This is a genomic window from Streptomyces sp. ITFR-16, assembly GCF_031844705.1.
Lineage (GTDB): Bacteria > Actinomycetota > Actinomycetes > Streptomycetales > Streptomycetaceae > Streptomyces.
Window position 1 is genome coordinate 1,400,886 of the sequence record NZ_CP134609.1, and the last position, 14,082, is coordinate 1,414,967.

Consider the following 14,082-nt stretch of genomic DNA (forward strand, 5'->3'; position numbering starts at 1 on the left):
GCGGCGGCGCGCCGTCCGCCAGGCTCGCCGTCATGAAGAAACTCTGCGAGACGGTCGGCTTCCTGCTCTTCGTCCAGGGCGCCGCCGGACTGCTCCACGAGTGGTTCGACTGGTTCCGGTTCTTCGGCCTGGTGCACCGGGTGCCGTTCGTCCGCGACTACCCGCTCTTCGCCGGCATCGTGCTGGTGGTGACGGGGATCGCCGTCATGATCGCGTCGGACGCGGTCAGGGAGTAGCCGGGTCCGCGCTGCGGCGGCCCCAGGCCGTGCCCGCGAGCACGAGGACCGCACCGGCGACACCGAGGGCGCCCAGCCGCTCGCCGCCGATCGCGATGCCGACGGCGGCGGCCCAGAGCGGTTCCGTACCGAGCAGCAGGCTGACCCGGGACGGCGAGGTGCGGCGTACGGACCACATCTGCACGAAGAACGCGAAGAGCGTGCAGAAGACGGAGAGGAAGAGCAGCCCGGCCCACTCCCGGACGCCGAACCCGGCGGCGACCGTCCACGGCGCGTCGCCGGTGCCGGGGGCGGCGGCCAGCAGGGCGAAGACGGCGACCGCGCTGCCGAGCTGAACGGTGGTCAGCGACAGCGAGTCGGCCGAGCGGACGGACGTGATGCGCGCCATCAGCAGGACGTGCAGGGTGCGGGCGAGTGCGGCGAGCAGCATCAGCAGATCGCCGGCCGAGGGGCTGGTGAAGCCGCCGCCCTGGGTCAGCAGCACCACCCCCGCCACGGAGAGCCCGGCGGCCGAGAGGAAGACCCCGGTCGGCCGGGTCCGTGTCACGGCGGCCTCGGCGAGCGGGGTGAAGATCATGGTGAGGCTGATGATGAGCCCGGCGTTGGTCGCGGAGGTGTGCACGATGCCGTACGTCTCCACCAGGAAGATCCCCGCGAGCACCAGGCCCAGCAGCCCCGCGCCCCGCCACTGGGCCGCGTTCAGCGCCCGCAGCCCGCGCCGGCCGGCGACCACCAGGACGGGCAGCACGACGGCGAAGCGCAGGACCAGCACGGCGATGACGGTCTGCGCCGTGGTGATGCCCTTGGCGGCCAGATAGCTGGAGCCCCAGACCACGGCGACCAGCAGGACGGGCAGATCCGTGAGCCACGCGCGGCGCGGCGGGGCGAGTACGGGTACGGCGACGGAGGACATGCTGGTGCTCCTGGTTCTCCACGGGGGTGGTGTGGAGACCTCGCCGGCTCGCACGCGTAACGATCACGCTACCGGGCGCCCGCCCGCCCTGACCAGCCCCTGGAACGGGCCGGCGAGGGCGGAGTGGGCGTCCGTTTCCCGCCGGTGTCCGGGGCGCCCGCGGACTTTGCTTGTTCCTGTCAGCACGACCGGCCATGGACAGGAACCCCCTGATGAACAGCACCGACACCAGCACGAACCGCGCCGCGCTCGTCACCGGCGGCAGCCGGGGCATCGGCGCCGCGACCGCCCTGCGGCTGGCCCGGGACGGCGCCGATGTGGCGCTGACCTACGTCCGGGACGAGGAGGCCGCGCGCGAGGTCGTGCGGAAGATCGAGGCGGGCGGGCGGCGGGCCGTCGCCCTGCGCGCCGACGCGGCCGACCCGGACGCCGGGCCCGCTGCGGTGCACCGGGCGGCGGAGGCATTCGGCCGGCTCGACATCCTGGTCAACAACGCGGGCATCGGCGTCCTCGGCCCGATCGAGGGCCTCACCCCCGCCGATGTCGACCGGGTCCTGGCCGTCAACGTACGGGCGGTGTTCCTCGCCTGCCGGGGTGCTGGAGCCCGGCGGCCGCATCATCTCCGTCGGCACGGCTCTGAGCCGGTACGCGGGCGGTCCCGGCGGCACGCTCTACGCGATGAGCAAGTCGGCGCTGTCCGGGCTGACCAAGCCGCTGGCCCGGGAGCTGGGTCCGCGCGGCATCACGGTCAACCTGGTCCAGCCCGGCGCCGTCGACACCGAGATGAACCCGGCCGACGGCCCGTACGCGGCCGGGCAGCGCGCGGCGAACGCGCTGGACCGGTTCGGCGCCACCGGTGAAGTCGCCTCCCTGATCGCCTACTTGGCCAGTGACGAGGCGGCGTTCGTCACCGGCGCCGAGTGGACCGTGGACGGGGGCCACGCGGCCTGAGCGCATCCGCCGGGAGCCACCGCCACCACCCGGTGGCGGTGGCTCCCGGCGTCTCACAGTGCGGCGCGCGCCTGGTGCCTCCCCGGGGGCTGTGCTAAAACAACTGCCGTGACAGGCGATCGTCTTCTGGTGGAGTGTCTCCACATCGATCTCTGCCGTGTTTCCAGCGCTTCCTGTTGAAGCCCTGACGCGGCATCCCCAGTGATGCCCGAACCCGAGTGACGCCTCCCGTGCCGCCCCCGTGCGCCGCGGATCTCCCCGCCCGACCGGCCACCGGTCTCCCGCGTCCCTCCCAGCGCCGCATCCGCGCATCCCGCCCTCCCCGTTCCGTCATCAGGTCCGGCGCCCCTCCCTGCCCCCGGAGAGCTCTTCATGTCCACATCCATATCCGTGCAGGAGCGGACCGCCGGCGCGGCCCCGCCCGGTGCGCCGGAGCCACCCGTTGGCCGACCGGAACGGGCCGCCCGGCTGCGCCGCGTGGGCCTGCGCGTCGTCGCGCTCGCCGCCCTGCTCGCCCTGTGGCAGCTGGTGGTCTGGCTGGAGCTGTGGTCGCCGGTGCTCGTGCCCTCCCCCGCCGCCGTCTGGCACGCGCTGCTGGAGACCTCGAGCACCCATGACGGGGTGCGCGGCTACCAGGGCCACACCCTGATCGAGCACCTGGGCATCAGCCTGCGCCGCATCGTCATCGGGGCCGGGGCGGGTGCCGCCGCCGGGCTGGCGATCGGGGTGCTGATGGGGACGCTCCCCTGGGTCCGGGTGGTGCTGGAGCCGGCGGTCGCCTTCCTGCGTACGCTGCCGCCGCTCGCCTACTTCAGCCTGCTGATCATCTGGTTCGGCATCGACGAGGCGCCCAAGCTCTGGCTGCTGGCCATCGCGGCGATGCCGCCTGTCGCCGTGGCCACCGCGTCGGCGGTGGCGTCCGCGCCGACCGCGCTGGTCGAGGCGGCCCGGGCGATCGGCGCCCGGCGCGGCCAGGTCATCACCTCCGTGGTGCTGCCCTCCGCGCTGCCCGAGATCCTGATCGGGGTCCGGCTCGCCTTCGGGATCGCCTACTCCTCGGTGGTCGCCGCCGAGACGGTCAACGGACTGCCCGGGATCGGCGGTCTCATCCGGGACGCCCAGCGCTACAACCAGTCCGACACGGTCGTGCTCGGGCTCTTCGCCATCGGCATCTCCGGCCTGCTCATCGACGCCCTGCTGCGCGCCCTGGAGAACCGGCTCGCGCCGTGGCGGCGGCACGTATGACCGGCCCCGTCGCCCGTACTTCCCGTTCCACCTCCCGCTTTTCCGAGGGACCCGCTCCCGCACCCGCACGAAGGACACGCATATGACCGGCACACGCGGTTGGCTCCGCACCACCTCGCTCGTCGCGGCACTGGGAGCCCTGCTCGTGGTCACCGCGTGCGGCTCGGGCGGCTCCGACGAGGGCGGCAAGGGCGGCGGCAAGACGATCCGCATCGCCTACCAGGCCTTCCCCAGCGGCGACCTGATCGTCAAGGAGAAGGGCTGGCTGGAGAAGGCGCTGCCCGGCTACACCGTCAAGTGGACCAAGTTCGACTCCGGTGCCAGCATCAACACAGCCTTCGTCGCGGGGGCCGTGGACCTCGCCGCCATCGGGTCGAGCCCGGTCGCCCGGGGCCTGTCCAAGCCGCTGAACATCCCGTACCAGGTCACCTGGGTGCTGGACGTGGCCGGTGAGAACGAGGCGCTGGTGGCCCGCGACGGCTCCAAGATCTCCTCCGTCAAGGACCTGGAGGGGCACAAGGTGGCCACCCCCTTCAGCTCCACCTCGCACTACAGCCTGCTCGCCGCGCTGGACAAGGCCGGGGTGGACGCGTCCAAGGTCCAGCTCCTCGACCTCGAACCGCAGGACATCCTGGCCGCCTGGACGCGCGGCGACATCGACGCCTCGTACGTCTGGCTGCCCACCCTCGACGAGCTGAAGAAGACCGGCAAGGTGCTGATCTCCAGCCGCGAACTCGCCTCGGCCGGAAAGCCCACCCTCGACCTCGGGGTCGCCGCCACCTCCTTCATCAAGGCGCACCCCGATGTGCTGCCCGCCTGGCGCAAGGCGCAGGCGCGGGCGCTCGACCTCATCCACGACGACCCGGACGCGGCCTCCACCGCCGTCGGCAAGCAGCTCGGCATCAGCCCCGCCGAGGCGGCCGGGCAGATCAAGCAGGGCATCTTCCTGAAGCCGGCCGAGCAGGCGGACGCCAAGTGGCTCGGCAGTCCGGGCCACATCGGCGGACTGGCCGACAACCTGCACAGCGCCGCGCAGTTCCTGGTGGACCAGAAGCAGATCGACGCGGCCCCCGACCTGGAGACGCTGCGCAAGTCCGTCTACGCGGAAGGGCTGGCCGATGCCGTCTCTCCCTGACCTCGACGCCCTCGGCAAGGAAGGGCCCGCCGCCGGGAAGCCGGCCGCGTCCGCGACCTCCGCCGTCTCCGCCGTCTCCGCCGTCTCCGCCGTCTCCGTGCGGGACGTACGCCATACGTACGGGCGCGGCGCGGACGCGGTGACCGCGCTCGGGCCGGTCTCGCTGGAGATCCCGGCCGGTGAGTTCCTGGTCCTCGTCGGCCCGTCCGGGTGCGGCAAGAGCACCCTGCTGCGGCTGATCGCGGGCTTCGAGCGGGCCTCGCACGGGGAGGTCACCGTCAACGGCGAGACCCCCGAGCCGGGCCGCCAGGCCGGGATCGTCTTCCAGCAGCCCCGGCTCTTCCCGTGGCGCACGGTCGGCGACAACGTCGGCCAGGCGCTGAAGTACGCGGGCGTGCCGCGAGCCGAACGGGCCGAGCGCACCGCCGAGTTGCTGGAGCGGGTGGGTCTCGCGGACACCGCGCACCGGCGGATCTGGCAGATCTCCGGCGGGCAGCAGCAGCGTGTCGCCATCGCCCGCGCCCTGGCAGGCGGCAAGCGGCTGCTGCTGCTCGACGAGCCGTTCGCCGCGCTGGACGCGCTCACCCGCGAGCGGCTCCAGGAGGATCTGCGGACCGTCGGCGCGGAGACCGGGACCACCGCGGTCTTCGTCACGCACAGCGTGGACGAGGCCGTCTTCCTCGGCACCCGTACCGTCGTCCTCACGGCCCGGCCCGGGACCGTGGCCCTGGACGTCCCCATCGGCCTGCCCCGTACCGGAGTCGGCCCCGACGAACTGCGCGGCCTGCCCGAGTACGCCGCGCTGCGCGCCGAGATCGGCACGGCGGTCCGCAACGCGGCCCGCTGACCCCGCCCGTCCCCCGTACCCGGAGGAGAACCCATGACCGTCGTCGACACGTCCCCCGTCCTGCGCGAGCACCGCATCCCCGCCGACGGGCTCTACGAGGGGCCGCGCGTGCTGCGGCGGGTGCCCGAGGGGTGGGAGGACCGGCCCTACGAGCTGTTCGGCGTGGTCCCGCTGGGCCGGGTGATCGGCGCGGAGATCCACGGCGTCGATCTGTCCCGGCCGCTGGGGCCCGGGCTGCGCGCGGAGCTGGACCGGGCGCTGCTGGAGTGGAAGGTGCTGTTCTTCCGCGACCAGCACCTGACCTCACGGCAGCAGCGCGACTTCGCGTCGCACTGGGGTGAGCTGGAGACCAACCCGCTGCTGGCCACGGGGGACGACCCCGAGGTCGCCCGTCTGGACCGGACGGCCGTGCCCACCTTCGAGAACGTCTGGCACGCCGATGTGACCTTCCGCGAGCGCCCCGCCCTCGGCGCGGTCCTGCAACTGCGCGAGGTCCCGCCCGTCGGCGGCGACACCCTCTGGGCGGACATGGCCGCCGCGTACGACAACCTCCCGCAGGAGGTGAAGGAGCGCATCGAGGGGGCGCGGGCGGTGCACGACTTCATCCCTGGGTTCTCCCGCTTCTATCCGCCGGAGCGGCTGGCGCCCCACCAGGAGGAGTTCCCGCCGGTGGAGCACCCGGTGGTGCGGCGCCATCCCGGCACGGGGCGCCGGACCCTGTTCGTCAACGCCTCGTTCACCACCCGGATCGTGGGCCTGGAGCGGGCGGAGAGCGACCGGCTGCTGCGGCTGCTCTTCCAGCAGGCGCACGCGCCGGAGTTCCAGGTGCGGTTCGGCTGGCGCGCGGGTGATGTGGCGTTCTGGGACAACCGGTCCACCCAGCACTACGCGGTCAACGACTACGCCCCGCACCGGCGGGTGGCCGAGCGGGTCGCCATCGCCGGGGACCGCCCGTACTGACCCCCGGGGCCGGGTGCCGGGCCGCTCGTCCGGCGTGATCCGGGCCCGGGTCATAGGCTGGCCGGGCAGTGATCCAGCGAGAAGGGACGATCATGCCCGACACCCCGGTGCGCACCTTCGACGACGGACACCGGATCCCGGCGGTGGGGCTCGGCACCTGGCCCCTGGACGACGACTCGGCCGAGGAGGCCGTCGCCGGCGCGCTCGGCCTCGGCTACCGGCTCGTCGACACCGCGCTCAACTACGGCAACGAGACCGGCACCGGGCGCGGCATCGCCCGCAGCGGGGTGCCGCGCGAGGAGGTCTTCGTCACGACCAAGGTGCCGGGCCGGCACCACGGTTACGAGAAGACGCTGGCCTCGTTCGAGGAGTCCCGCCGCAATCTGGGGCTGTCCTACGTCGACCTGTATCTCATCCACTGGCCGCTGCCCCGGGTCGGTCTGTACGTGGACACCTGGCGGGCGCTGATCCGGCTGCGCGAGGAGGGTCTCGTACGGTCGATCGGGGTCTCCAACTTCACCGCCGAGCACCTCGCGCGGCTGGAGGAGGAGACGGGGGTGCTGCCCGCCGTCAACCAGATCGAGATGCATCCCCGGCTGCCCCAGGAGGAGCTGCGGGCGGTGCACGAAGCCAAGGGCATCGTCACGGAGAGCTGGAGCCCGCTGGGCCGGGGCCGCGATCTGCTGGCCGACCCGGACGTGGTCGCCGTCGCAGAGGCGCACGGGGTCACGCCGGGGCAGGCGGTGCTGCGCTGGCACACCCAGCTCGGTGCGGTGCCGATCCCGAAGTCGGCCGATCCGGGGCGGCAGCGGGAGAATCTGGATCTGTTCGGGTTCGAGCTGACGCCGGAGGAGCTGGAGCGGGTCTCGGCGGGGCCGCGGGAGCGGTTCGGCGGGGACCCCGAGGTGCACGAGGAGTTCTGAGCACCGGCCCCCGCCGGCCCGTTCAGCCGCCCAGCTCGGCGTGGCGGGCCGCGAGGGCCGCCGCGCCCTGCTCGGTCAGCGAGCCGAACAGCCGCAGCCGGGAGATGCCGCCGTCCGGGAAGATGTCGATGCGGACCTGGTCGGCGCGCACGGCCTCGGGCAGGACGAAGCGGTGGTCGGTGTCGGGCTGCAGCCGGGTCCTGGGCAGCACCTCGCTCCAGTCGCCGTCCTCGCCCTCGCGGACCGAAAGGCTCGCCCAGCCCGCCGAGTTGCCCTTGAGGTAGGCGGTGTCGATCTCGACGGCGCGGATCTCGGCGTGGGCGACGAGGTGGTAGTGGATCCAGTCGTTGCCCTTGTCGCGCCTGCGGCGGGTCTCCCAGCCGTCGTCCATCTTGCGGGAGCGGCCGGGCTGGATGGTGTGGGTGGCCGGGGAGTAGAAGCGGTCGGAGGCGTCCTCGACCCGGCCGCCGTTCTCCAGCGCGACGAGGTCGAAGGTGCCGAGGGCCGTCAGCCAGGCGGGGTCCGGGGCCACGTCGCCGTGGACGCGGAGCCGGGCTATGCCACCGTCGGGGTGCTGGTTGACCCGCAGATGGGTGAAGCGCTGCGGGGCGTCGACGGTGAATCCGTTGGCCGCGTGGCCGCCGACCGGGGTACGGGGGACGAGCGTCGTCCACTTCACGTCGGGGGCGAGCAGTTCCTCGGGGGACGGCGAGCCGGGCAGCGAGACGGCCTCGACGGAGACGGCCTGCGGGTAGTTGCCCCGGAAATGGGCGGTGTCGACGACGATGCCCCGGATGACACCGGGGGCGCCGAGGCGCACCAGCGCCCAGTCGTGGTCCTCGTCCTCGGGGTGGGGCTGTGCGGCGCTCACCCCGCGCCGGCGGCGGGTCTCCCAGCCGTCCATGATCTTGCCCTTGTGCCCGAAGTGCTCCGGGTCGAAGTGGGCGGGCTCCGGCTTCAGCAGGTTCTCGCGCTCGGCGAAGAACTCGTCGTTGGCCGCGATCACACCCGCGCCGAGCCGCCGGTCGGCGAGGTCCACCAGCCGGGTGAACGGGAAGTCGGCGGTGCGGTAGTCGGCGTAGGGGTCGCCGCCGCCGTAGGGGTGCGCGTCGCCGGTGAAGCGGTTGGTCGCCGTCATGATCGGTTGTCCCTTGTCTGGAGCCGGCCGGTGGGCCCGGCGAGCGTGCCGTCGTGCTGGATCCGTACGCCGCGCAGCCAGGTGGAGCGCACGACGCCCTGCAGGGTCCGGCCGGCGTACGCGGTGACCTGGTTGCGGTGGAAGAGCTCGGCCGGGTCGACGGTGAAGGTGGCGTCGGGGGCCAGCACGGCGAAGTCGGCGTCGCGCCCGGCCTCGATCGCGCCCTTGCGGTGCAGGCCGGCCAGGGCGGCGGGGGCGGAGGACATCCAGCGAGCGACGTCGTCGAGAGTGTGGCCGCGCCTGCGGGCCTCGGTCCAGATGGCGGGCAGGCCGAGCTGGAGGGAGGAGATGCCGCCCCAGGCGGAGGCGAAGTCCGGCGTCTTGAGGTCGGTGGTGCAGGGCGAGTGGTCGGAGACGATGCAGTCGATGGTGCCGTCGGCGAGCCCCTGCCACAGCGCGTCCTGGTTGGCGGCCTCGCGGATCGGCGGGCAGCACTTGAACTCGGTGGCCCCGTCGGGGACTTCCTCGGCGGTGAGGGTGAGGAAGTGCGGGCAGGACTCGACGGTGACGCGGACGCCCTCGCGCTTGGCGGCGGCGATCAGAGGCAGCGCGTCGCTGGAGGACAGGTGCAGGACGTGGACGCGGGCGTTCAGCCGCTTGGCGTGGGCGATGAGGCCCTCGATCGCGGTGTTCTCGGCGTCGCGCGGCCGGGAGGCGAGGAAGTCGGCGTAGGCGGGCCCGCCGCGCTGCGGCGCGGACTCCAGATGGCTGGGGTCCTCGGCGTGCACGATCAGCAGACCGCCGAAGCCCGCGATCTCGGCCATGGAGCGGGCCAGCTGCTCCTGGTCCAGCTCGGGGAACTCCTCGACGCCGGAGGGCGAGAGGAAGCACTTGAAGCCGAAGACCCCGGCCTCGTACAGCGGGCGCAGGTCCTTGACGTTCGAGGGGATCGCACCGCCCCAGAAGCCGGTGTCCACGTGCACCTTGGGCTCGGCCACCCGCTGCTTGACGCGCAGGTGCTCGACCGTGGTGGTCGGCGGCAGCGAGTTGAGGGGCATGTCGAGCAGGGTGGTGATCCCGCCGGCCGCGGCGGCGCGGGTGGCGGTGTAGAAGCCCTCCCACTCGGTGCGGCCCGGGTCGTTCACATGGACATGGGTGTCGACGAGGCCGGGCAGCAGGACGTCGTCGCCGAAGTCCTCCAGCCGGGCGCCGGAGGGCACCTCGGAGTCGTACGGCAGGACGGCCTCGATCGTCCCGCCCGTCACGGCGACCGCCGCGGGCCGCGTCCCCTCGGGGGTGACGACGCGCGTCGAGCGCAGTACCAGCTTCTCGTCCGTACCGGACACCCGTGCTCCCCACCTCATGAATTCAACGAACTGTTGAAGGAGTCTTCACTCGGGAACGCGGCCCGTCAAGACCCCATCCTGCGCCCCGTACACCTCGGGCACCACTCACGTCACCACCCATGGCACCGTCTGGAGATTTCCACAAAGTAAAAGACTTATTTCGGAGTGCGGAACGTAGAATGGGCTATACCCGGCGCCCGCCGGAGCGTCGTACCGCGTGCGGACACCCGGACAAACGGGCCCTGACCGGCCAGGACGGCGCCCCTTCGGCAGTGGGCCGATCGGGAAGCGCCCGGTAGGCTGCTGCCTTGCTCTTCCGCTTCGAAAGGACCGTTGACGTGCCGCCGTCCCACGCCAGCACTTCCGACTCCAAGCCCGCCGGTTCCAGCGGCGGTGTGCAGTCCCTTGAGCGCGCCTTCGATCTGCTGGAGCGGATGGCCGATGCGGGGGGCGAGGTCGGCCTGAGCGAGCTCTCCGCGAGCAGCGGGCTCCCGCTGCCCACGATCCACCGGCTGATGCGCACGCTGGTCGTCTGCGGTTACGTACGCCAGCAGCCCAACCGGCGCTACGCGCTGGGCCCCCGGCTGATCCGGCTCGGCGAGTCCGCCTCGCGGCTGCTGGGCACCTGGGCCCGCCCGTATCTGGCCCGGCTGGTCGAGGAGACCGGCGAGACGGCCAACATGGCGCTGCTGGACGGCGACGAGATCGTGTACGTGGCCCAGGTGCCGTCCAAGCACTCGATGCGCATGTTCACCGAGGTCGGCCGCCGGGTGCTGCCGCACTCCACCGGGGTCGGCAAGGCGCTGCTCGCGCACACCCCGGCGGACGAGGTGCGGGCGCTGCTCGCGCGCACCGGGATGCCGGCCGCCACCGAGAAGACGATCACCACGCCGGACGGCTTCCTGGAGGCGCTGGAGCAGGTCCGCAGGGTGGGCTACGCGGTGGACGACAACGAGCAGGAGATAGGAGTCCGCTGCCTGGCGGTCTCCGTGCCCGACTCCCCCACCTCGGCGGCGATCTCGATCTCCGGTCCGGCGGGCCGGGTGACCGAGGCGGCCACCGAGCGGATCGTGCCGATCCTCCAGCAGGCCGCGAAGGAGCTGTCCGAGGCGCTGGCCAGCAGCGGTCCCGCGAGCTGAGGGATCCGGCGCGCCCTCGGGCGGGTACGGATGCGGGTGCGGGTACGGTCAGCCGGCCGTCCCGCAGGGCGACGGTGCAATCCCGTCCGGGGCACATCCGCGCCAAGCCGGGCGTGGACTCGCGCACCTCGGTGGTCGCGGTGGCCACGGCCCGCGGGCCCATCCGCCGCTGACGCGCGGCCGTGCGTACGCCTGGCTCAGCGGCGGGGCGGCTCTCCGAAGAGGTCGACGGCGACGCGGACGTCCCGCAGGGCCGAGGCCAGGGCGCTGACGGAACCGATCGCCCCCGCGATCAGCAGCAGCGACCGGCGCAGCCGGGGGATCTCGGGGGTGCCGCTGAGCGCCATCGCGTCGAGCGCCGCGAGTTCGTCCTCGGCGATCGCGCGGTCCGGGAATTCCGCGGGATGCCCGGCCAGCTCCCTGCGGAGCCGGGAGACGGCGGTCCGCAGCTCCGCGACTCTCGGGTCCTCGCCGCTTCCGGTCACCCGCTCCTGCCCCACGCTCTTCAACAAAGCACTCCCCCTCGCGCACGTCTTCGTGCCGGTGTTCCGACCGGTCCCGGACCGTGGTCAAGTGTCCGGGGGTGCGGGCAAGTTAACGCCATGAAAGGTGCCGGGCGCCACTCCGCGGCCGGAACTCGGAGTGTCCCACCGGTCGACAGGGCGTGTCGGTGGGCCCGCCCCGTGCACAAGCGGCCGCTCTGCGGTATCCAGGCGGCATGACAAGCACACCGCACTCCTCCCCGACCGCCTCCCCCGTCGTCGCCGGGCTGCTGCTCGCGGCCGGCGGCGGGCGCCGGCTCGGCGGTCGCCCGAAGGCCCTGCTCGAACACCGCGGCGGGCTGCTGGCCGACCATGCGGTGCGCACCCTGCGCGAGGGCGGCTGCGGCCCCCTCCATGTGGTGCTCGGCGCCTCGGCCGACGAGGTGCGGGCCAGGGCCGAGCTGCCCGGCTGCACGGTGACGGTCAACCCCGGCTGGGCCGAGGGGATGGGCTCCTCGCTGCGGGCGGGGCTCGGCGCGCTCGCCGGTTCGGGGGCGGACGCGGTCCTGGTGCTGCTGGTCGACCAGCCGGGCATCGGGCCGGAGGCGGTGGCCCGGGTGCGGTCGGCCTACCGCTCGCGCACCGGCCTCGCGGCGGCCTCGTACGCGGGGGAACGCGGCCATCCGGTGCTCTTCGGGGCGGATCTGTGGGCGGACATCGCGGCGGGGGCGGTGGGCGACCAGGGCGCCCGGGCGTATCTGCGGGCGCACCGCGATGCGATCACGCTCGTCGAGTGTTCCGATGTGGCTCAGGCGTACGACATCGACACGGCCGAGGACCTCTCACACTTGGAGTGAGCGCGCTGGCACGCTGCGCCAGCGGACCGCCACTTCTGTCGACCCGGAGAATCTCGATATCAACAAACCATTGAACTTCCACCATGAGGAAACTACTATCCACTGGTCAGAAGCCCTCTGCACCCCAGACGGCGCCCACGGCCGTATCCCGGAGCCCTGGCACGCCGTGCCATTTCAGGCGACCCGGCGGCCGTGAGAAGCCGCCCGCACCGCCCGCTGAAGGAGTGACAGCTCATGTCCGCACCAGCGCCGTCCTCGCTGGCCATCGTCGATGCCGAGCCCCTGCCCCGGCAGGACGAGGTCCTCACCCCCGCGGCCCTCGCGTTCGTGGCCGAGCTGCACCGCCGGTTCACACCGCGCCGCGACGAGCTGCTCGCGCGCCGCGGTGAGCGCCGGGCCGAGATCGCCCGCACCTCCACGCTGGACTTCCTGCCGGAGACCGCGGCGATCCGTGCGGACGACTCCTGGAAGGTCGCGCCGGCACCCGCCGCGCTGAACGACCGCCGGGTGGAGATCACCGGTCCCACCGACCGCAAGATGACCATCAACGCCCTGAACTCGGGCGCGAAGGTCTGGCTCGCCGACTTCGAGGACGCGTCCGCCCCCACGTGGGAGAACGTCGTCACCGGCCAGCTCAACCTGATGGACGCGTACAACCGCGCCATCGACTTCACCGACCCGAAGTCGGGCAAGTCCTACGCCCTGAAGCCGGCCGACGAGCTCGCGACCGTCGTCACCCGCCCGCGCGGCTGGCACCTGGACGAGCGCCACCTCCAGCTCGACGGCACCCCGGTGCCGGGCGCGCTGGTCGACTTCGGCCTCTACTTCTTCCACAACGCGCAGCGCCTGATCGACCTCGGCAAGGGCCCGTACTTCTACCTGCCGAAGACGGAGTCGCACCTGGAGGCCCGCCTCTGGAACGACATCTTCGTCTTCGCCCAGGACTACGTCGGCATCCCGCAGGGCACGGTCCGCGCGACCGTCCTCATCGAGACGATCACCGCCGCGTACGAGATGGAGGAGATCCTCTACGAGCTCCGCGACCACGCCTCCGGGCTGAACGCCGGCCGCTGGGACTACCTCTTCTCCATCGTCAAGAACTTCCGTGACGGCGGCGCCAAGTTCGTCCTCCCGGACCGCAACGCGGTGACGATGACCGCCCCGTTCATGCGGGCGTACACCGAACTCCTCGTCCGCACCTGCCACAAGCGCGGCGCCCACGCCATCGGCGGCATGGCGGCCTTCATCCCGTCCCGGCGCGACGCCGAGGTCAACAAGGTCGCGTTCGAGAAGGTCAAGGCGGACAAGGACCGCGAGGCCGGCGACGGCTTCGACGGCTCCTGGGTCGCCCACCCCGACCTGGTCCCGATCGCCATGGCCTCCTTCGACGCGGTCCTCGGCGAGAAGCCGAACCAGAAGGAGCGCCTGCGCGAGGACGTCTCGGTGGCGGCGGGCGACCTGATCGCCATCGACACCCTGCACGCCAAGCCCACCTACGAGGGCCTGCGCAACGCCGTCGCGGTCGGCATCCGCTACATCGAGGCGTGGCTGCGCGGCATGGGCGCGGTCGCCATCTTCAACCTGATGGAGGACGCGGCCACCGCCGAGATCTCGCGCTCGCAGATCTGGCAGTGGATCAACGCGGACGTGGTCTTCGAGAACGGCGAGCACGCCACGGCGGACCTCGCCCGCAAGGTCGCGGCCGAGGAACTGGCCGCGATCCGCGCCGAGATCGGCGACGAGGCCTTCACCGCCGGCAAGTGGCAGCAGGCCCACGACCTCCTCCTCCAGGTCTCCCTGGACCAGGACTACGCGGACTTCCTGACCCTGCCCGCGTACGAACAGCTGCGCTGACCCCTTCCTGGGTACGCCCGCGCCCCCGGTGCCGCACAGCACCGGGGGCGCGGGTA

Annotated in this window: 13 protein-coding genes and 1 pseudogene; 10 read left to right on the top strand and 4 right to left on the bottom strand. The window is 72.7% G+C overall.

All coding sequences use genetic code 11. The features are described 5' to 3' along the window. Positions 1 to 32 precede the first annotated feature (32 nt). Positions 33 to 236, top strand: coding sequence for a hypothetical protein (locus RLT58_RS06205; protein ID WP_311309381.1), 204 nt, complete (start codon positions 33 to 35; stop codon positions 234 to 236). On the opposite strand, the gene RLT58_RS06210 is transcribed toward RLT58_RS06205, so the two are convergent. Continuing rightward, positions 226 to 1,149, bottom strand: a complete 924-nt coding sequence (locus tag RLT58_RS06210; RefSeq protein WP_311309382.1) for a DMT family transporter — start codon at positions 1,147 to 1,149, stop codon at positions 226 to 228. The two genes, RLT58_RS06205 and RLT58_RS06210, sit on opposite strands and share 11 nt — an antisense overlap. Positions 1,150 to 1,361: 212 nt before the next feature. On the opposite strand from RLT58_RS06210, the pseudogene RLT58_RS06215 reads away from it, so the two are divergent. The 6 genes and pseudogenes from RLT58_RS06215 (at position 1,362) to RLT58_RS06240 (ending at position 7,210) form a co-directional block, all read left to right on the top strand. Beyond that, positions 1,362 to 2,100 (top strand): annotated as a pseudogene (locus RLT58_RS06215) (SDR family NAD(P)-dependent oxidoreductase). A gap of 372 nt (positions 2,101 to 2,472) precedes the next feature. After that, positions 2,473 to 3,345 (top strand): ABC transporter permease, encoded by an 873-nt coding sequence (locus RLT58_RS06220; protein WP_311309383.1) that lies wholly within the window; start codon positions 2,473 to 2,475, stop codon positions 3,343 to 3,345. An 82-nt stretch (positions 3,346 to 3,427) separates the two neighbouring features. Further along, a complete protein-coding gene (locus RLT58_RS06225) occupies positions 3,428 to 4,480 on the top strand; it encodes a taurine ABC transporter substrate-binding protein (protein ID WP_311309384.1) in 1,053 nt (350 codons plus the stop codon). Beyond that, positions 4,464 to 5,327 (top strand): ABC transporter ATP-binding protein, encoded by an 864-nt coding sequence (locus RLT58_RS06230; RefSeq protein WP_311309385.1) that lies wholly within the window; start codon positions 4,464 to 4,466, stop codon positions 5,325 to 5,327. The genes RLT58_RS06225 and RLT58_RS06230 overlap by 17 nt, the downstream gene beginning before the upstream one ends. A 33-nt stretch (positions 5,328 to 5,360) precedes the next feature. Further along, positions 5,361 to 6,287, top strand: coding sequence for a TauD/TfdA dioxygenase family protein (locus tag RLT58_RS06235; protein WP_311309386.1), 927 nt, complete (start codon positions 5,361 to 5,363; stop codon positions 6,285 to 6,287). Positions 6,288 to 6,379: 92 nt separating this feature from the next. After that, positions 6,380 to 7,210: an aldo/keto reductase gene (locus RLT58_RS06240; protein WP_311309387.1), complete on the top strand. Its 831-nt coding sequence runs from the start codon at positions 6,380 to 6,382 to the stop codon at positions 7,208 to 7,210. Positions 7,211 to 7,232: 22 nt separating this feature from the next. Here RLT58_RS06240 and alc read toward each other — a convergent pair whose 3' ends face one another. Both alc and allB read right to left on the bottom strand, forming a co-directional pair. Then, positions 7,233 to 8,348 (bottom strand): allantoicase, encoded by a 1,116-nt coding sequence (gene alc, locus RLT58_RS06245; protein WP_311309388.1) that lies wholly within the window; start codon positions 8,346 to 8,348, stop codon positions 7,233 to 7,235. After that, positions 8,345 to 9,694: an allantoinase AllB gene (gene allB / locus RLT58_RS06250; RefSeq protein ID WP_311314425.1), complete on the bottom strand. Its 1,350-nt coding sequence runs from the start codon at positions 9,692 to 9,694 to the stop codon at positions 8,345 to 8,347. The genes alc and allB overlap by 4 nt, the downstream gene beginning before the upstream one ends. A gap of 338 nt (positions 9,695 to 10,032) precedes the next feature. Here allB and RLT58_RS06255 point away from each other — a divergent pair, with 338 nt between their 5' ends. After that, positions 10,033 to 10,833: an IclR family transcriptional regulator gene (locus RLT58_RS06255; RefSeq protein ID WP_311309389.1), complete on the top strand. Its 801-nt coding sequence runs from the start codon at positions 10,033 to 10,035 to the stop codon at positions 10,831 to 10,833. 197 nt (positions 10,834 to 11,030) lie between these two features. Here RLT58_RS06255 and RLT58_RS06260 read toward each other — a convergent pair whose 3' ends face one another. Continuing rightward, complete coding sequence (locus RLT58_RS06260; RefSeq protein WP_311314426.1) at positions 11,031 to 11,333, bottom strand: DUF5955 family protein; 303 nt, start codon at positions 11,331 to 11,333, stop codon at positions 11,031 to 11,033. A 218-nt stretch (positions 11,334 to 11,551) separates the two neighbouring features. Here RLT58_RS06260 and RLT58_RS06265 point away from each other — a divergent pair, with 218 nt between their 5' ends. Continuing rightward, the gene (locus tag RLT58_RS06265; protein WP_311309390.1) at positions 11,552 to 12,172 is read left to right on the top strand and encodes a nucleotidyltransferase family protein; all 621 of its coding nucleotides are present in this window, start codon (positions 11,552 to 11,554) and stop codon (positions 12,170 to 12,172) included. Between the two features lie 234 nt (positions 12,173 to 12,406). Continuing rightward, positions 12,407 to 14,026: a malate synthase A gene (gene aceB / locus RLT58_RS06270; RefSeq protein ID WP_311309391.1), complete on the top strand. Its 1,620-nt coding sequence runs from the start codon at positions 12,407 to 12,409 to the stop codon at positions 14,024 to 14,026. The last annotated feature ends 56 nt before the right edge of the window (positions 14,027 to 14,082 follow it).